The organism is Acinetobacter sp. UC24323 (assembly GCF_024151445.1).
In the GTDB taxonomy this organism is placed as follows: domain Bacteria; phylum Pseudomonadota; class Gammaproteobacteria; order Pseudomonadales; family Moraxellaceae; genus Acinetobacter; species Acinetobacter baumannii.
This window is the reverse complement of record NZ_JAHIBY010000001.1, coordinates 117,337-135,482: the sequence shown is the minus strand read 5'-3', so window position 1 is coordinate 135,482 and position 18,146 is coordinate 117,337. Positions and strand designations below refer to the sequence as shown.

Annotated in this window: 15 protein-coding genes; 10 read left to right on the top strand and 5 right to left on the bottom strand. The window is 40.4% G+C overall.

Going from position 1 to position 18,146, the window contains the following annotated elements; translation table 11 throughout:
* The first annotated feature begins 9 nt into the window (after positions 1–9).
* Entirely contained in the window at positions 10–1,101 is a 1,092-nt protein-coding gene (gene aroC, locus KNQ97_RS00615) for a chorismate synthase (protein WP_000918444.1), read from the top strand.
* Positions 1,102–1,197: 96 nt separating this feature from the next.
* Here aroC and KNQ97_RS00610 read toward each other — a convergent pair whose 3' ends face one another.
* Positions 1,198–2,427 (bottom strand): GGDEF domain-containing protein, encoded by a 1,230-nt coding sequence (locus KNQ97_RS00610; RefSeq protein WP_000775755.1) that lies wholly within the window; start codon positions 2,425–2,427, stop codon positions 1,198–1,200.
* Positions 2,428–2,747: 320 nt separating this feature from the next.
* Between KNQ97_RS00610 and KNQ97_RS00605 the strand changes: the two genes are divergently transcribed.
* Complete coding sequence (locus KNQ97_RS00605) at positions 2,748–3,500, top strand: TenA family transcriptional regulator (RefSeq protein WP_000126114.1); 753 nt, start codon at positions 2,748–2,750, stop codon at positions 3,498–3,500.
* Positions 3,501–3,546: 46 nt separating this feature from the next.
* Here the strand turns inward: KNQ97_RS00605 and KNQ97_RS00600 are convergent, their stop codons facing one another.
* Together KNQ97_RS00600 and lipA are read right to left on the bottom strand one after the other, a co-directional pair.
* The gene (locus tag KNQ97_RS00600; RefSeq protein WP_000367591.1) at positions 3,547–4,686 is read right to left on the bottom strand and encodes a helix-turn-helix domain-containing protein; all 1,140 of its coding nucleotides are present in this window, start codon (positions 4,684–4,686) and stop codon (positions 3,547–3,549) included.
* A 157-nt stretch (positions 4,687–4,843) separates the two neighbouring features.
* Entirely contained in the window at positions 4,844–5,830 is a 987-nt protein-coding gene (lipA, locus tag KNQ97_RS00595) for a lipoyl synthase (protein ID WP_000364555.1), read from the bottom strand.
* 364 nt (positions 5,831–6,194) lie between these two features.
* Here lipA and KNQ97_RS00590 point away from each other — a divergent pair, with 364 nt between their 5' ends.
* From KNQ97_RS00590 to KNQ97_RS00565, 6 genes are read left to right on the top strand one after another with little or no spacing between them, the layout of a single operon-like run.
* Positions 6,195–7,157 (top strand): thiamine pyrophosphate-dependent dehydrogenase E1 component subunit alpha, encoded by a 963-nt coding sequence (locus tag KNQ97_RS00590; RefSeq protein ID WP_001177517.1) that lies wholly within the window; start codon positions 6,195–6,197, stop codon positions 7,155–7,157.
* A gap of 13 nt (positions 7,158–7,170) precedes the next feature.
* Positions 7,171–8,190 carry an alpha-ketoacid dehydrogenase subunit beta gene (locus KNQ97_RS00585; protein ID WP_001133053.1) on the top strand — a complete coding sequence of 340 codons (1,020 nt, stop codon included), beginning with the start codon at positions 7,171–7,173 and terminating at the stop codon, positions 8,188–8,190.
* A gap of 1 nt (position 8,191) precedes the next feature.
* The gene (locus KNQ97_RS00580; protein WP_253611661.1) at positions 8,192–9,730 is read left to right on the top strand and encodes a 2-oxo acid dehydrogenase subunit E2; all 1,539 of its coding nucleotides are present in this window, start codon (positions 8,192–8,194) and stop codon (positions 9,728–9,730) included.
* 10 nt (positions 9,731–9,740) lie between these two features.
* Positions 9,741–11,144 carry a dihydrolipoyl dehydrogenase gene (gene lpdA / locus KNQ97_RS00575; protein ID WP_253611660.1) on the top strand — a complete coding sequence of 468 codons (1,404 nt, stop codon included), beginning with the start codon at positions 9,741–9,743 and terminating at the stop codon, positions 11,142–11,144.
* Positions 11,145–11,170: 26 nt separating this feature from the next.
* Complete coding sequence (locus KNQ97_RS00570; RefSeq protein ID WP_253611659.1) at positions 11,171–11,956, top strand: acetoin reductase; 786 nt, start codon at positions 11,171–11,173, stop codon at positions 11,954–11,956.
* 29 nt (positions 11,957–11,985) lie between these two features.
* Positions 11,986–13,044, top strand: coding sequence for a 2,3-butanediol dehydrogenase (locus KNQ97_RS00565; RefSeq protein WP_005110937.1), 1,059 nt, complete (start codon positions 11,986–11,988; stop codon positions 13,042–13,044).
* 46 nt (positions 13,045–13,090) lie between these two features.
* On the opposite strand, the gene KNQ97_RS00560 is transcribed toward KNQ97_RS00565, so the two are convergent.
* A complete protein-coding gene (locus tag KNQ97_RS00560; RefSeq protein WP_000636996.1) occupies positions 13,091–14,002 on the bottom strand; it encodes a bestrophin family protein in 912 nt (303 codons plus the stop codon).
* A 67-nt stretch (positions 14,003–14,069) separates the two neighbouring features.
* A complete protein-coding gene (locus KNQ97_RS00555) occupies positions 14,070–15,341 on the bottom strand; it encodes a sigma-54-dependent Fis family transcriptional regulator (RefSeq protein WP_253611658.1) in 1,272 nt (423 codons plus the stop codon).
* Between the two features lie 191 nt (positions 15,342–15,532).
* Between KNQ97_RS00555 and KNQ97_RS00550 the strand changes: the two genes are divergently transcribed.
* On the top strand, positions 15,533–16,228 hold the full coding sequence (locus tag KNQ97_RS00550; protein ID WP_253611657.1) for an MBL fold metallo-hydrolase: 696 nt from the start codon (positions 15,533–15,535) through the stop codon (positions 16,226–16,228).
* Between the two features lie 9 nt (positions 16,229–16,237).
* A complete protein-coding gene (locus tag KNQ97_RS00540; protein ID WP_367398812.1) occupies positions 16,238–17,893 on the top strand; it encodes a TIGR01244 family sulfur transferase in 1,656 nt (551 codons plus the stop codon).
* Positions 17,894–18,146 lie beyond the last annotated feature (253 nt).

Below are 18,146 nucleotides of genomic sequence, written 5' to 3'. Positions count from 1 at the left end.
GTTGGACATATGGCAGGGAACAGTATTGGACAACTCTTTCGTGTGACTACATGCGGTGAATCGCATGGGGTTGGTTTAATGGCAATTGTTGATGGAGTGCCACCAGGCCTTGCATTAACTGAAGAAGATTTGCAAAAAGATTTGGATCGCCGTAAGCCGGGAACCTCGAAATTTGCGACTCAGCGTAAAGAGCCTGATCAGGTTGAAATCATTTCTGGTGTGTTTGAGGGTAAAACTACTGGTACGCCAATTGGTTTACTCATTCGCAATACAGACCAAAAATCGAAAGATTATGGAAATATTGCACAAACTTTTAGACCGGGTCACGCAGATTACACTTATACGCAAAAGTATGGTTTCCGCGACTATCGTGGTGGTGGCCGTTCAAGTGCTCGTGAAACTGCTATGCGTGTTGCAGCTGGTGCTATTGCGAAGAAATATTTAGCAGAAAAATTTGGTGTTCTGATCCGCGGTCATGTGACTCAAATTGGTAATGAAGTTGCTGAAAAACTAGATTGGAATGAAGTTCCAAATAATCCATTTTTCTGTGGCGATGTAGATGCTGTTCCTCGTTTTGAAGCATTAGTTACATCTTTACGTGAGCAAGGTACAAGTTGCGGTGCTAAGTTAGAAATTTTAGCCGAAAAAGTTCCTGTAGGTTGGGGGGAGCCTGTCTTTGACCGTTTAGATGCTGATATTGCACATGCAATGATGAGTATTAATGCAGTTAAAGGCGTTGAAATTGGTGATGGTTTTGCTGTAGCAGGACAGTTCGGACATGAAACACGTGACGAATTGACTAGTCATGGTTTTCTAGCAAATCATGCTGGTGGTATCTTGGGTGGTATTTCAAGTGGCCAGACCATTCGTGTGGCGATTGCACTAAAACCAACAGCAAGTATTACTACTCCGGGTAAAACGATTAACTTAAATCGTGAAGATACTGATGTGTTAACTAAAGGCCGTCATGACCCGTGCGTAGGCGTTCGAGCAACTCCAATTGCGGAAGCAATGTTAGCAATAGTTCTAATGGATCATTTCTTACGCCACCGTGCTCAAAACGCGGATGTTGTTCCTCCATTTGCGCCAATTGAACCATAGTTAGTTCTAATCAGCGTATTAAAAAAGCCACATAATGAAAATTATGTGGCTTTTCTATTTTTATTGAAATCACATGATTACCTTAAAAATAAATCATTAAGTTAGATCTACAATTTGTTCTTCATTCAAAGCAATTTGATATTGATTGCGGCCATTTGTTTTTGCCTGATAGAGCGCATGATCAGCACGACTAACAAAAGCAGAAATTGAATCATTTAAACGTGGAATTGTGGTCGCCACGCCAACACTAATGGTTACGTATGGTGAAACACTACTACATGGATGAACAATAGCAATTTTCTTAATTGCATTCATTAATCTTTCGGCCTGAATTTTGGCTTGTTGTGCATTTGTCATTGGGAATAGAAGTAAGAATTCTTCACCGCCATAACGGGCTACCAAATCGCCACTACGAGCAGCAATTGAGGAAATTGCAGTCGCAATATCTTTTAAACACTGATCACCCTTGAGATGGCCTAAGCTATCGTTATATGGTTTAAAGAAGTCGATATCAACCATCATAATAGTAAGAGGAGTCTCATGGCGTAATGCGCGTCGCCATTCATTATCAAGTGTTTCATCAAGATAACGTCGGTTAGCAAGCCCGGTTAAAGCATCTTGTTGAGAAAGCAGTGACAGTTGTTGAGCTTGTTGCATGAGTTCAATACGGTTAAGCTCAATCATACAGTTTTGTAAATAGTTTTCACGGTGCTGACGATCCGTAGCATAGGCAAGGGTCATGCCTAAGAAACTACTAAACGTATATGTACGGTTCAGGAAGGTCCAGTCTATGTCTCCGTTCAAATAGGTACTTACCAAAATACCAATAAGACCGCCGACCCATCCTGCAATAATGGCAGTATAAAAACGCATGCCTACCGCACCATAGATAATCACAATGGCATACATCATTGCAGCATGAAAAAGTACATTATCTTGGCCATTTTCTAAAACGTTAATTAAGATAAATGTTATGGCAACGGCAGCGGAAGAACCAATTCCTACATAATAATCAAACCACTGATTTAATTTTTTAATAAATGATAAAATCCAGGCGATTAAAACAATTATGCCTACCCAAGAATAATAGCTTAACCAGGATAAAACTTGTTCGGTTGGTAAAACTTGGTATATACCAAAGCTTAAAAATAAATATAATATTAAAATAATAGGTGCTCTATAGCGAAACTCATAGGCTGCACCATTTTGATATTGAAAACGATATATCGTTTCAAGTTGCTTTGGAAACCATACGAAATTTAATCCGCGTGTGGTTAATAAATCTATTTGTTCCTGTCCCAATATATTGGAACCTTGCAACTTCATAATTAATGCTCTCTATATTGGAAGTTGGCATAAAATGAGACTTGTTTTATTAAAGTTCCATCTAAAAGTATTGGTTATATAATGTGTGGTTTATTTAAAATAATAATACAGATTTTTTAAAAAAGTAATGATTTTTACGCCCCCTAATTGTGATAAAAATCACGACATTTCAATGATTAGCGTCACAATTATCTAAAGATTCGAAACCTTTGAGAAAAAATTACAAATGGTCGATTAAAGATTGTATCTTTATCATTTTCGGATAGACTTATAGCCGTGAAGTACAGATGATTGCTGTCATATAAATAGGAAAATTAGCAATGACTGCTCTAAATCAATATGGAATGAGTTTAGAAATTACGCCGCATAATGGATGGTCTCAGCGGTTTTGGGAGGATCTTTTACCAGTGAAGGAGCGGGTGAGTAAACATCCGTTTTTTACTGAAATGGCCAATGGGGGATTGAGCCTAGAAAGTTTCCGTTATGCTTTACTTAACTTCTATCCATTGGTAGCGCATTTCCCGTCATATATGGCTGGTGCGTTAGCTAAAGCAACTGCTTTTGCAGAACCTGGCGTTACTGAAACAAGAGATTGGTTAATTCAAAATATTAAGGTCGAAGAGCGCCATTTACAGTGGTATCGAGATTGGGCTAGAGGTTTTGGATTAACGGTAGAACAACTCGATAGTGTTCGCCCACCAGCTTCGATGAATGCGGTGAATCATTTTCTTTGGAATATGAGTCATCGTGGCAACTTGGCTGAATGTCTGGCTGCGACTAATTTGGCAATTGAATGGGCGACAGGTGACTGGTCTATTCAAGTCTATAAAGGCATACACGCTTATACGGATCATCCGGAAGTTACTATTGATAAGCGTTCTTTAGCTTGGTTACGTGCACATGCTCATTATGATGATTTACATCCTTATGAAGCCATGGAGCTGATTAAACGTTTGTGTAATGAACGTCCTGATTGGCAGCAAAAAGCATTTCATGCGGCGGAAGAAGGGCTGCGGTATTATGAATTAGCTTTAGACGATTGCTATAGAGTACAGCTTCAAGCCTCTGCTTGATCTCAACTTAAAAAGGGAGAATATTCTACATATTCTCCCTTTTATTTTATTCAAGCAATTTTAAGAGCTTTGCCCGATACGGTGTTTCTTCGGGCAGAAGTTCAAGTAAGCGTTCAACGGCATCAACACGGTCGGGAACACGGCTAACCACACGTAATAGTTGGTCTACATCATCAATTTGATAGATAACATGACTCAAGCGGGCGTCAAAGCAATCTCTCCAAGCACACAAAAACGGACTTTCTGACTTGGCTAAAAAACTACCTCTATACAGTGTTAAAGTGGTTGCAGTAAAACCTAAGTTTAGTGCTTGCTCAGCCATGAGAAAGTCACATTGTATTTCACAGTTAAGTCTATATGGTCGTGACTCGATCACATCGGGAATCAGGTTTCGAAGCTGTGAGAGCTCAGCTTTTAGTGTAGTGGTACTCACTGGTCGATCGCCATATAAGGCATAGTGAAGCTCTTCTAAGTTTATGCCTTCCGGACATAAAGCAAGAATACATAAAATTTCGATTTGGCGCTGCGTGAGTGTCAAGCCATGTTGATTGTATTGAACCTTAGGCGTGCCTAGCGCCTTAATATATAAAATGTTCTTTTGATGAAGTTGAATGGCTTGTTTTACAATATCAGCACAGCGTTCAACAGCTAAAATTCCAAGTGAGTTATGCTTTTGATATTTAGTTGATAAGTTCATAATGCCGTAAAACTGGCCTGTGTTTGCATCGGTGATAGGCGCTGCATAACATACCCAGTCTCTAACGCTGTTCATCTGATTTTCATGTGAATAAACACAACTTGCAGAATGTGTATTTAGTGCAAGACCAATTGCATTTTGACCAACTGCTTGGGTTGACCATTGTCCACCTTCAACAAAATGGACTTGTTCGGCAGATGAACGCATAGGCGTACTACTCCATGTCCAGAGTAAAGTACCGTGAGGGTCAGTCACCCCAATTGCCATATCCGCATCTTCAGCAATATGCATCAAATTTCTATGGCACTCTTGGATTGAACGACCAAATAAGGAATGTTGCCATTCCTGATCTAGATCAAATATAGGAGCCGCATCTAGATCGAGTGACGGCTTTTTTCCTAAACAAGGTGTTTCAGAGATTGTTTCCGGTCTAAAGAAAGACGGAAGGTTGTCTGTAGAAGGCAATAATAATTGTTTTGACATATCCATATCGAAATTCCTTTATCGTTGAAATGGCGTATCCGTAGCCGCTCAACAGGTTTAGCTTTCTTATTGTGACTATTTCCTCGTTATTTCATTTACCTTAAATAATTTTAAACGATTTGACTATTATCCTATTGGGTAAGTTTTGTTATTTCGCCTCGCCCTATGACAAAACATCCTCTCTTGAAAATGGCTTTGGTGCAGATTCACCGAAATATTGCCGATCGGCAAAATAGCTAGAACGGACCATTGGCGCACTCCAGATATTTTTAAAGCCTAAACGCTGGCCATGCTGAGTGTATCTTTCAAATTCTTGTAAATTCACAAACCGGTGAATAGGGGCATGTGATTTAGAGGGCTGTAAATATTGTCCAATAGTCACTAAATCTACATCATGATCTTTTAAATCATTGAGTAGAGCAATAACCTCAGCTTCAATTTCTCCTAACCCTACCATTAGGCCACATTTAGTTTTGATATCAGGACAGTATTTTTTAAAACGTTTTAATAAATTTAACGAATGCTGATAGTCCGAACCGGGGCGCATTGCTTTATATAAACGCGGTACTGTCTCAATATTATGATTAAACACATCGGGTGGTGATAAGCTTAATGTAGAGAGTGCTGTTTCTAATCGGCCACGAAAGTCCGGAACTAAAATTTCAATTAGCGTATCTGGACAACGGTTTCTGATTTCTTCAATACACTTCACAAAATGTGCTGCACCACCATCGTGTAGATCATCACGGTCTACAGAGGTAATGACTACATATTTTAAGTTTAGGTTAGCGACCGTCTCAGCTAGATGTTTAGGTTCATTTTCATCTAAAGGCATTGGACGACCATGTGCTACATCGCAGAAAGGGCAACGTCTTGTACAAATATCTCCCATAATCATAAATGTTGCCGTACCACCACCAAAACATTCAGGTAGATTTGGACATGCGGCTTCTTCGCAAACACTATGTAGCTTTTGTTGGCGTAATAAATTTTTGATACGTTGAATTTCTTCGAAATCAGTTATTTTTGCTCGAATCCATTCAGGCTTTTTAGGTAATTCTTCGGTAGGTAAAATTTTAATGGGAATACGAGAAACTTTATCTATTCCTCTTAACTTAATACCTGTTTCTATTTGCCTTTTTAAGTCCATATATAAAATTCCATTTTATATTAAATTAATTTGCAACTAGACTGGTTATAATAAAAAACCTTATTTCTATAAATAAGAAATAAAGAATTTATTAATGCGTATAGTGCACAGCAAATATTATAAATTAATAAAGGTTGGTTAAAGGTTTGTTTCACAAGTGCATGAAATGAATTAAAATTTTTTAATTTTATTTTTGCGATGTAAGTTTGTGATAAATAAAAATTAATAGCTAAAAAACTTATTTAAAACTTTTTAGTCTAATAGCATATTAAATTAAATTGAGTTTTATTATTTATAGCGAAATATATAACACTCGCTGAAACTTGGTTGATTTTTAATAATCAAGATAATAAAGGAAAAGGATATGCAATTAACGGAAGAGCAATTACTCGCAGCATATAAACGCATGCGTGATATTCGTGAATTTGAAGATCGACTTCATGAAGAAAATACCAATGGTGATATTCCAGGCTTTATTCACTTATATAGCGGAGAAGAAGCTGTAGCAGTCGGGATTTGCGAAAACTTAACCGACAAAGACTATATCACTTCAACACACCGTGGACATGGACACTGTATTGCAAAAGGCTGTGATATTCACGCCATGATGCTGGAAATTTTCGGTAAAGATGACGGGCTATGCCGTGGAAAAGGCGGTTCTATGCATATTGCCGATTTAGATAAAGGTATGCTCGGTGCCAACGGGATTGTGGGTGGTGGGCCTCCTTTAGCAATTGGTGCAGCGTTGACAGCGAAAACTTTAAAGACTGGTGGAGTCGGACTGTCTTTTACAGGTGATGGTGGTTCAAACCAAGGCCTTACTTTTGAAGCGATGAACATGGCTGTTGTTCTTAAACTTCCCGTGATTTTCGTTTTTGAAAATAACGGTTTTGGTGAGGGGACTGGTCATGATTACGCTGTAGGAAGCAAAGACATTGCTGGTCGTGCAGCAGGCTTTGGTTTACCGGCAGTTAAAGTTGATGGTACAGACTTCTTTGCAGTCTATGAAGCCGCTCAAACTGCCATTGAACGCGCGCGCCGTGGTGAAGGTCCAAGCGTGATTGAAACCATCACAAACCGTTTTTATGGCCACTTCGAAGGTGATCCTGGCTTGATTCGTTCTAAAGAAGAAGTCGAGTTCATCAAAGAAAATAAAGATCCTTTGAAAATTTTCCGTGAGAAAGTCAAAGGCAAAATTGATGAAGCCAAACTAGACGAGATTGATGCAGCTTCAAAGGCAAATGTTGATGATGCCGTTGCTAAAGCCCGTGCTGCGGCATATCCGAAACCAGAACAACTCCTTACTGACGTCTATGTCTCTTACTAAAGGAATAGTAAAGATGCCAAATAAAAGTTTTCGTAATGCAATTAAAGAAGCCATTGAATCAGAAATGCGCCGTGATCCAACCGTATTTGTTGTTGGTGAAGATGTTCGTGGTGGACACGGCGGTAAAAACACTGAAGAAAACCAGTTAGAAGGTTTCGGTGGTGTACTGGGCGTAACCAAAGGTTTATGGACAGAATTTGGTTCGGAACGTGTTATTGATACCCCAATTACCGAGTCTGCAATTATCGGTATGGCTGCTGGTGCTGCAGCAACAGGTTTACGTCCTGTTGCCGATTTAATGTTTATGGATTTCTATGGCGTGTGTCATGACATGCTCTATAACCAAGCCGCTAAATTCCGTTATATGTTTGGCGGAAAAGCAAAAGCGCCAATGGTTGTACGTGGCATGATTGGCGCAGGTTTCTCTGCGGCAGCTCAGCATTCTCAGTCACCGTATAACGTATTTGCTGCGGTTCCGGGCTTAAAAGTTGTGGTTCCATCTAGCCCATATGATGTGAAAGGGCTATTAATTCAGGCTATTAGAGATGATGACCCTGTAGTGTTCTGTGAACATAAAATGCTTTATGACATTAAAGGCGAAGTTCCAGATGATGCATATACCATTCCTTTTGGTGTAGCAAATTACACCCGTGAAGGAACAGACGTGACCATTATTGCTTTAGGTTTGATGGTACATCGCGCTAATGAAGTGGCAGACAAACTTGCAAAAGATGGTATTTCAGTTGAAGTGGTCGACCCTCGAACAATTTCACCTCTGGATGAAGAAGGAATTTTAGAGTCTGTTGCATCGACTGGGCGTGTGGTTATTGTGGATGAATCAGCAGCACGCTGTGGCTTTGGTCATGATGTGGCTGCACTGATCGCCCAAAAAGGTTTCCACTATTTGAAAGCACCTGTTGAACTCGTAACGCCACCACATACGCCTGTTCCATTCTCTCCAGTTTTAGAAAAAGAATGGATTCCAAGTGTAGAGCGTATTGAGCAAGCTGTGCGAAAAACATTGGAGGCTTAGGATGAGCGAAATTAAAACGCTGGAGATCCCGAAATGGGGATTATCCATGGAAGAAGGCACGATCGCCCAATGGTTGATTAAAGAGGGTGATAGCTTTAATAAGGGCGATGAAATTTGTGAAATTGAAACCACAAAAATCGTTAATGTGTTAGAAGCGCCTTTTGCTGGAACGCTCCGTAAAATTTTAGCGAAAGATGGTGATACTTTACCTGTTGGTGGTCTTATTGCCGTATGTGCTGATAGTGAAGTTTCTGATGCAGAAATTGAAAAGTTTATCGCATCACTAGGTGGTTCAGCAGCTCAAGCACCTGAAGCACCTTCGGAGCAAAGTAAAGCGGAAACATCTGCACCTGTTGCTGAAAAAGCAGAACAACCACAGACTGTAGCAGCTAGTGCTTCAGCTCCTGCAAAAGTAGCGAAAGATGACTACGCTGTACCAGAGTCATTACAAGGCTATCAAACATCTAATGAGTTGTTTGCAACACCACATGCATTAAAGCTTGCAGAAAAGCACAATGTGAACTTAGCGAAAGTTACAGGTTCTGGCCGTGAAGGACGTATTAGTGTTCAGGACATCCAAAAAGCTGTGCAAGCTGCTGGTGGTCAATGGTCTGATATTAAGCAGCAAACTCAAGCTAAAGTGGTTAAATCTACAGCCGATGATAGCCAAGTTTTAGCGACACCTGTGGCACGTCGTTTAGCAAAGCAGTGGGGCATTAACCTAAATGACTGCCGTGTTTCAGGTACTCGTGGCCGTGTCTGTAAAGAAGATGTTGAGGCAGTTTACTATCGTAATAACCCAACGTCGGTAAATGAACAATCTGCTCAATGTGCTGTTGCTCAACCACAATCTACAATTACGACTGTGGCGATGAATGGGATGCGTAAAGCGATTGCTTCACGCTTACAGACTGCAAAACGTAATGCACCGCATTTCCGCTTAGTAGTCGATCTCAACGTAGAGGCTTTGCAAAAACTACGTAAGCAGATTAATGAGACTGTTCCACAAGTGAAACTTTCTATTAATGACATGCTAATTAAAGCAGCTGCTGCGGCACTGATTAAAGTACCTGAGGTAAACGTTCAATTTGATGAGGCTACTCAATCAATTTTACAGTTCTCTCAAGCGGATATTTCCGTGGCCGTAGCGATTCCAAACGGTTTAATTACACCCATTGTGAAAGCTGCGAATCAAAAATCGTTGGCACAAATTTCCGATGACATGCGTGATTTGGCAACTCGTGCTAAGACTGGCAAGTTACAACCTGACGAGTTTCAGGGAGGCAGCTTTAGCATTTCAAATTTAGGAATGTTAGGCATTAAACAGTTCGATGCCATTATTAACCCACCGCAAGGTGCAATTATGGCATTAGGTGCTTCGGAATCTCGCGCTGTTGTCGAAAATGGCAATGTAGTGGTTCGTGAGATTGTCACAGCGACGTTGTCATGCGATCACCGAGTTATTGATGGCGCAGTTGGGGCGAAATTCTTGGCCAGCTTTAAGCAGTTTGTTGAAAACCCTGCTTTAATTTTGGTGTAGGAGAACCCGCATGTCAGCAGCTCAATTTGATTTAATTGTGATTGGCGCGGGACCGGGTGGGTATGTGGCTGCAATTCGTGCAGCCCAGCTCGGGTTAAAAACCGCAATTGTAGAAGAGCAACATTTAGGCGGAATTTGTCTAAATTGGGGCTGTATTCCAACTAAAGCTTTGCTTGCAGGCGCAGAGCTTGCAACTCAGTTTAAACATGCTGGACAGTTTGGTTTTCATGTATCCCAACTCGATTTTGATATTCAAAAGCTTGTGCAACATAGCCGACAAGTGTCAGCTCAATTAGTACAAGGCATCGATTACTTGTTGAAAAAGAATCAGGTCACTGTTTTTAGTGGTCGCGCTCAACTTACAGCGAAAGAAAAAATTGAAGTGACCGATGCTCAAGGTCATAGTCAGGCTTTGAGTGCACCACATATCATTTTGGCAACTGGAGCTAAAGCCCGACATGTTCCTCAACTTCCTGTCGATGGAACATATGTCTGGAGCTATAAAGAAGCGCTTGTTCCAGAGCAGTTACCAAAAAGTTTACTGGTTGTAGGTTCAGGTGCAATTGGTAGTGAGTTTGCCAGTCTTTATCAAGATTTGGGATGTCAGGTGACCCTTATTGATTTGGCTAAACAAATTTTACCGACCGAAGATGCAGAAGTTGCTCAATTTGTTAGAAAACAATTTGAACAAAAAGGTATGAAAGTCTTAACCGATGCTGTCGTTCAAAGTATTCAGATTGAAAATGAGCAAGTCCACTGTGTGGTTGAAACGGCAAATGATGTTCAAACGCTTGTTTTTGATCGCGTGCTTTCGGCAATTGGTGTACAGCCGAATACCACAGGGCTGGGACTAGAACGTTTAGGTGTAGAACTCAATCCACAAGGTTTTGTGGCAATTGATGACTATTGTAAAACCAACGTAGCAGGGCTTTATGCCATTGGGGATGTTGCTGGAGCACCTTGTCTCGCTCATAAAGCAAGCCATGAAGCCATAATATGTGTCGAGAAAATCGCTGGTGTGGCAAACGTCCATTCACTCGACCGTAGCCAGATACCTGGTTGTATTTTTACACATCCACAAGTGGCGAGTATTGGTTTAACGGAAAATGCAGCAAAAGCTAAGAATCTACCTATACGTATTGGCAAGTTTTCTTTAACTGCAAATGGTAAAGCTTTAGCAATTGGAGATGCGTCAGGTTTCGTTAAAACGGTGGTACATGCAGAAACGGGTGAATTACTTGGTGCACATATGGTGGGTCATGAAGTGACCGAACATATCCAAGGATTTGCCATTGCGAAATATCTAGAAGCAACTGATGAAAGTTTAGCTCAAGTGATTTTCCCGCATCCAACATTATCAGAAGCCATGCATGAATCTATTTTGGCTTCAATGCAACGAGCGATTCATATGTAGAAATTCTACATTTACAGGAGTTGAACATGGTTAAGGGATTAAAAAATAAAGTTGCTTTAGTGACTGGGGCAGCCCAAGGCATTGGCCGTGGGATTGCCCTGCGCTTGGCGCAAGAAGGGGCACATATTGCATTAGTTGATATGAAACAAGATCGACTGAACGATGTGCAGCAGGAAATTCAAGCTTTAGGTGTAAATGCGAGCACATTTATTGCTGATGTAAGTGACCGCGAGCAAGTGTATGCTGCTATAAATCATGCTGAGCAGACACTTGGTGGGTTTGATGTCATGATTAATAACGCTGGAATTGCACAAGTTCAAGCGATTGCTGATATCACACCTGATGAATTCCAAAATATTGTTGATATTAATATTGGCGGCGTGCTGTGGGGAATACAGGCTGCTGCTGCAAAATTTAAACAACGCCAACATAAAGGTAAAATCATTAATGCTTGCTCAATTGCAGGCCATGATGGGTTTGCTTTACTCGGTATTTACTCGGCAACTAAATTTGCGGTACGAGCACTTACCCAAGCCGCGGCAAAAGAATATGCCAGTCACGGTATTACGGTAAATGGATATTGTCCCGGAATTGTCGGAACGGACATGTGGGTTGAAATTGATAAACGTTTTGCTGAAATTACCGGTGCTGCAATTGGTGAAACTTATAAAAAATATGTGGAAGGCATTGCTTTAGGTAGAGCCCAAACACCAGACGATGTAGCCGCATTAGTTGCTTTTCTGGCAAGTGAAGATTCAGACTATATTACGGGTCAATCCATTTTAACGGACGGCGGAATAGTCTATCGCTAAAACAACATCCTGATTTGAGGGAGATAATAATGAAAGCAGCGCGTTTTTATGACAGAGGCGATATTCGTATTGAAGATATCCCTGAACCAGAAGTCACTCCTGGCACTGTAGGTATCAAGGTGGCTTGGTGTGGAATTTGTGGTACAGATTTGCACGAATTTATGGAAGGACCAATTTTTATTCCACCTTGTGGACATCCGCATCCTATTTCAGGTGAATCTGCACCGATTACCATGGGACATGAATTTTCAGGTGTAGTCTATGCCGTAGGTAAAGGTGTGGATGACATTGAAATTGGCCAGCATGTAGTCGTAGAGCCTTATATTGTGGCGGATGATGTACCGACTGGACCGGGCGATAATTATCATCTTTCCAAAAATATGAACTTTATTGGTTTAGGTGGTCGTGGTGGTGGTTTATCGGAAAAAATTGCGGTTAAACGCCGTTGGGTGCATCCAATTTCTAATAAAATTCCACTGGATCAGGCAGCCTTAATTGAACCGTTATCGGTGGGTCATCATGCTTTCGTACGTAGTGGTGCAAAGGCCGGTGATATTGCACTGGTTGGCGGTGCGGGGCCAATTGGTTTGTTGCTTTCGGCAATTTTAAAAGCGAAAGGGCTTAAGGTCATCATTACCGAACTAAGTGCCAAACGTAAAGAAAAAGCCAAAGAGTCGGGTGTTGCAGATTATATTTTAGACCCGTCAGAAGTTGATGTTGTTTCTGAGGTTATGAAAATTACCAATGGCGATGGTGTTGATGTTGCGTTTGAATGTAGTAGCGTTAACAAGGTATTAGATACTTTGGTTGCGGCAGTGAAACCAACAGGCGTTATAGTTATTGTTTCGATTTGGAGCCATCCAGCATCAATTAATGTGCATAGTGTGGTGATGAAAGAGCTTGATGTACGAGGCACAATTGCCTATGTAAATGACCATCAAGAAACTATTAAACTGGTCGAAGAAGGTAAAATAAATCTGGAACCTTTTATTACGCAGCGCATTCAACTTGATGATTTGATTTCACAAGGTTTTGAAACCTTAATTCATAACAATGAATCAGCCGTTAAGATTATCGTACATCCCTAAATAGACACTCAAGCCTTAAAAAAGAGCGATGATTCGCTCTTTTTTATTAAAGTAAGTTGTTGTTTTGAGCTTCAATAATAGGGGGTAATGGCTGTCCTAAAGAACTTAGAGACTCACGTTCAATCAAACGCACAATAGAATCGAGCGGTAAATCATTTTCTTGCAAACCAAAAGGTTCTTCAATTTGAGCGCTTAAGGCATCTAAACCTAAAAACATATAAGCGATTAAGCCGACAATAAGCGGTGTCCAAATACCTAAAGCTGCTTCAAGGCTAAATGGTAGAATGAAACAGAAACAGTAAACGGCGCGGTGCAAAAGTACTGAATATGAGTAGGGTAAAGGTGTCCCAGCAATACGGTCACAACCCGCTTGAATATTACCTAGCTCAACAATATGGCGTGTCAGAGTGCCATAGATAATGTCACTAATTTCGCCGTCTTTTAGAGCTTTGACTAAATCTTTTTGAATATTTTCGAGTACAAATTGAGGTGCATTAATATGCTCATTTAAATAATTAAGTGAAGAGTTATTTAAATAGGCATGCTCAAGAAATTTGGTGGGTTCGACTGTTTGTTGACGTAGTCGATCACGCAACAAGTTACTAAAAATTAAGACCTGATGAATTAAATGTTCACGTTGTTCATTAGATAAAACATGGCTATCTCTAACAATATGTCTGGCATTGGCAATTAAAGCACCCCAGAGCTTGCGGCCTTCCCACCAACGGTCATAACATGCGTTATTTCTAAAGCCTGTACAAATGGACAGAATCACACCAAAGATGGTAAATCCGATCGCGGGTACGGTAGGAATTTGAATCCAATGATAATAAGAGAGCCAGACCACACATGCTGAAATAAAGACAACAAAACTCAGTGCTGGCAAGACCTTCGGTAAAATTGTTCCTTTCCAAGCAAATAATAATTTAAATACATTGCTTTTATCACGGACAATCATATAAAGCCTTTGAACTAGAACCTAACCAAGTGCAATATGATACGCCTTAGATGAGCTAAATACCTAGCTAAAGCTTATGCTTTTGTCTGTATCGCCAAAGAGTAGTGCGGCTAATTCCAAAAATATTCGCGACCATATTCAGGTTATGGTTATATTTTTCTAAAGCGGCTTGCACATTTTCTGGACTAAGCTCTGTATTTGTCTCAGGTAATTTAACGTAATCCTCCGCATTTAAGAGCTCATTTGGTAAGTCTTCAACTTCAATTTCGTCCTTACCATTTGCCATGGTTAACGCATAAAGCAGGGTGTTTTTAAGCTCACGAACATTTCCCGGCCAGTCATAGTTCAATAAAACTTGCATGGCTTTTTGATTGACGTGACGAGGCATTGTGTCGAGTTGAGTGGAGCTTTCTTTTAAAATCTGATCGACAATGAGAGGAATATCGACTTTTCTCTCTCTGAGTGGTGGTATGAAAATTGGAATTACGCGTAGACGGTAGAGTAGATCATGACGGAAACGCCCAGCCTTAGCTTCTTCGCGTAAAGCTTTATGTGTTGCTGTAATAATGCGGACATTGGCCTGAATTGGTTTTTCACCGCCTACAGGAGTAAATTCACCTGTTTCTAACACCCGTAATAATTTAGCTTGAAGCTCTAAAGGAATCTCGGCAATTTCATCCAGAAACAGCGTTCCACCAGCGGCACGTTCAAACACACCTTTATGGTCACGAATTGCTCCCGTAAAAGCACCTTTCACATGCCCAAAGAGTTCACTTTCTAAAATATTAGAATTTAAAGCTGCACAGTTAATGGCAACAAAGATCTTATTTTTACGCTGGCTATAATCATGAATTGCTTTTGCCACTAGCTCTTTACCGCTACCAGATTCACCGCGTACGAGCACTGGAAACTCAGTAATTGCCACTCTTTGAATAATTGAAAACATACGAGTCATTTCTGGTGAACAGCTATTAAAGATCTTGCTTAACTCTTGTAATTGTTCTGTTAGCTCTACTTGATCAGCGATATCATTCTCTATGCTAACGGGCTGTAGAATATGCAATTTCCCGATAATTCGATGCTCTGTGAGGTAAATATCATGTTCTTGATAGATAAATCGCTTTCTCATTTTAGGAGTATTGATCTCAAGATATTGATTGTGATGGTCTTGAGTAAGCGCTGCCATGCTCTCTACAGAAATGTCATCTGTATTAAATTTATAGTGAATTGCTTGAGTCGTTGTGTCTGCTAAAAACAGGCTCGCATTTGGGAAGAGAGCCTTAAGCTGCTCAAATAAAATATAAAAATTCTGTTCTGACTCAAAATTTAGCTTTGCCATTTTATATGTTTCACAATCGTTTCATTGAAACATACTTGAGTTTCATAGGAACATCAAGCTGAGTTCATTTTCTAAGTTTAGTTTTACTTATTATTTTAAGTTTTTGATTTTTATATTTATTATTTAATTTTAAATAATTGGCATTTTATTTGCAAAATATAGGAAAGAAATAAATTATTAGGGTATAAATCATGTTCTTTAAGCAGTTTTTTGAGCAGGAAAGTTCGACTTATACATATATGCTTGGGTGTGAAGAAACACGAGAGGCTGTTTTAATTGACCCAGTCGCATCAGATATAGAGATTTATACAAAAGAATTAGAGCAGCATCAATTTACGCTCATCTATACCTTAGATACTCATGTTCATGCAGACCATATTACCGCTGCAAATTTACTTCGTGAACGTTTCCATTGCAAATCGGTTTTACACCGAAACTCAGAAGTAAGTTGCGGAGATATTTTAATTACTGATGGTTGCATGCTTAAAGTTGGCAACCTCAGTATTGAAGCGCGTTACACACCAGGTCATACCAATGCTTGTACCAGTTATTTGGTAGGTAATATGGTTTTCACTGGTGATGCATTATTAATTGATGGGTGCGGTCGAACTGACTTCCAGCAAGGTAATGCAGGTACACTTTATGACAGTATTCATAAACAACTTTTTAGCCTGCCTGACGAGACTATTGTGTATCCGGGACACGATTATAAAGGTCGTCTGTCTTCAACAATTGGTTATGAACGCTTAAATAATTCACGTCTAGGTCAGAATCGCTCGCGTGAAGATTTTATTAAATTAATGAATAACTTAAATCTGCCATATCCAAAACAAATCGATAAAGCACTTCCTGCTAATCAGGCTTGCGGCTCAATTTCACAATTATAAGGTGGCAATATGGAACTTAAACGAGTTAATCAAGATTTTTATATTGCTGGCCAGATTACTGCCAACGATATTGCGAAAATTGCAGACCAAGGAATAAAAACTCTGATATGTAACCGTCCAGATGGAGAAGGTGCAGATCAACCTAATGTGATTGAAATTGAAGAAGCAGCTCAACAATATGGTCTAAAGGTAATTTATCAGCCTGTGACCAGTGGCAAAATTACTGATCAACAAGTTACCGAGTTTAAGCAGCTTTATCAGAATGCTCAGAAGCCCGTTTTAGCATATTGTCGCTCTGGTATGCGTGCAATCAGTTTGTGGGCTTTGGCTGAAGTTGCTCCACAAGATGCAGCACTGTTAGTTGAGTCGGGTAATAAGCTTGGGTTTAACTTAAAAGGCTTGGTGCCACGTATTTTAAAACGTGATCATGCACCAGCGACAATTCCTTGTTATAGCGTTGTGATTGTGGGCGCTGGGGCAGCAGGAATTTCTGTAGCGTCTAGTCTTTTATGTCGTGAACCTCATTTAGATATTGTCATTATTGATCCCGCAGATACACATTATTATCAACCGGGCTGGACCATGGTTGGCGGCGGTATTTTCAAACCACAAGTAACCGCACGCTCAATGGTAAGTGTGATTCCTTCAAAAGTGAAATGGATGAAAGCTGCGGTTGCCGGATTCGACCCTGAGCATAATCAGGTTATTTTGGAAGGATGCCAACCCATTCAATATAAAGCTTTGGTCGTGTGTCCCGGTTTAAAACTGAATTGGCATGGCATTGAAGGCTTAGTCGAAACCTTAGGGAAAAATGGGGTGACGTCTAACTATCGTTATGATTTAGCGCCGTATACATGGGAACTGGTGCAACAGCTAAAGGGTGGAAAAGCAATCTTTACCCAACCGCCTATGCCGATTAAATGTGCCGGTGCTCCTCAAAAAGCGATGTACCTTTCAGCCGACTACTGGTTAAAGCAAGGCAAACTTAAAGATATCTCTATCCATTTTTATAACACTGGTGCTGTTTTATTTGGTGTGAAGGAATATGTACCTGCACTAATGCAATATGTCGAAAAATATGGCACTGAACTGCATTTTAACCATCAACTTGTCAAAGTAGACGGGTCTGCAAAGAAAGCATGGTTCAAAGTGGTGAATGATGAAAATGCAGCATTGGTCGAAACAGATTTCGATATGTTGCATGTTGTTCCACCGCAACAAGCGCCTGATTTTATTCGTGCAAGTACTCTTACTGATGAAGCCGGCTGGGTGAGTGTGAATCCTCAAACCCTACAACACACACAGCACGCCAATATTTTTGCTTTAGGTGATGTGATGAATGCACCTAATGCCAAAACTGCTGCTGCGGCACGGGCACAAGCTCCGATCGTTGCGGTTAATGTTATAGCCCAGCTCAAAGGTGAGCAAAACTTTTGTGAATACAACGGTTATGGCTCATGTCCACTCACAGTAGAGCGTGGAAAAATCGTTCTGGCTGAGTTTGGCTACGGCGGCAAATTACTTCCAAGTTTTCCAAAATGGGTGATTGATGGACAAAAACCATCTCGTTTGGCATGGCTACTTAAAGAGCAAATTTTACCGCCAATTTACTGGCAAGGCATGCTTAAAGGCCGTGAGTGGATGGTCAAACCTGAGCGAGGATAAGTAAAGCAACGCTTTACCCGAGCGCAAGACGAGAGCTGTGCTTGAGCGGAAGAGGATAAACAAAGCAATGCTTTGTCCTGAGAAGCGACTAAAGCTTCGCAAGAAGACGAGAGCTGTGCTCGAGTGGAAGAGGATAAACAAAGCAACGCTTTGTCCTGAGAAGCGGTTAAAGCTTCGCAAGAAGACAATATCTACTCACTCATTAACCAGCAGTCTACTGCAAACGATGTATATGCAATTTTAGGCTTTTAAT

Bases quoted from the DNA above. Each gene is read 5' to 3' on its own strand.
- aroC (WP_000918444.1), top strand. From the start codon at position 10: ATGGCAGGGAACAGTATTGGACAACTCTTTCGTGTGACTACATGCGGT.
- KNQ97_RS00610 (WP_000775755.1), bottom strand. From the start codon at position 2,427: ATGAAGTTGCAAGGTTCCAATATATTGGGACAGGAACAAATAGATTTA.
- KNQ97_RS00605 (WP_000126114.1), top strand. From the start codon at position 2,748: ATGACTGCTCTAAATCAATATGGAATGAGTTTAGAAATTACGCCGCAT.
- KNQ97_RS00600 (WP_000367591.1), bottom strand. From the start codon at position 4,686: ATGGATATGTCAAAACAATTATTATTGCCTTCTACAGACAACCTTCCG.
- lipA (WP_000364555.1), bottom strand. From the start codon at position 5,830: ATGGACTTAAAAAGGCAAATAGAAACAGGTATTAAGTTAAGAGGAATA.
- KNQ97_RS00590 (WP_001177517.1), top strand. From the start codon at position 6,195: ATGCAATTAACGGAAGAGCAATTACTCGCAGCATATAAACGCATGCGT.
- KNQ97_RS00585 (WP_001133053.1), top strand. From the start codon at position 7,171: ATGCCAAATAAAAGTTTTCGTAATGCAATTAAAGAAGCCATTGAATCA.
- KNQ97_RS00580 (WP_253611661.1), top strand. From the start codon at position 8,192: ATGAGCGAAATTAAAACGCTGGAGATCCCGAAATGGGGATTATCCATG.
- lpdA (WP_253611660.1), top strand. From the start codon at position 9,741: ATGTCAGCAGCTCAATTTGATTTAATTGTGATTGGCGCGGGACCGGGT.
- KNQ97_RS00570 (WP_253611659.1), top strand. From the start codon at position 11,171: ATGGTTAAGGGATTAAAAAATAAAGTTGCTTTAGTGACTGGGGCAGCC.
- KNQ97_RS00565 (WP_005110937.1), top strand. From the start codon at position 11,986: ATGAAAGCAGCGCGTTTTTATGACAGAGGCGATATTCGTATTGAAGAT.
- KNQ97_RS00560 (WP_000636996.1), bottom strand. From the start codon at position 14,002: ATGATTGTCCGTGATAAAAGCAATGTATTTAAATTATTATTTGCTTGG.
- KNQ97_RS00555 (WP_253611658.1), bottom strand. From the start codon at position 15,341: ATGGCAAAGCTAAATTTTGAGTCAGAACAGAATTTTTATATTTTATTT.
- KNQ97_RS00550 (WP_253611657.1), top strand. From the start codon at position 15,533: ATGTTCTTTAAGCAGTTTTTTGAGCAGGAAAGTTCGACTTATACATAT.
- KNQ97_RS00540 (WP_367398812.1), top strand. From the start codon at position 16,238: ATGGAACTTAAACGAGTTAATCAAGATTTTTATATTGCTGGCCAGATT.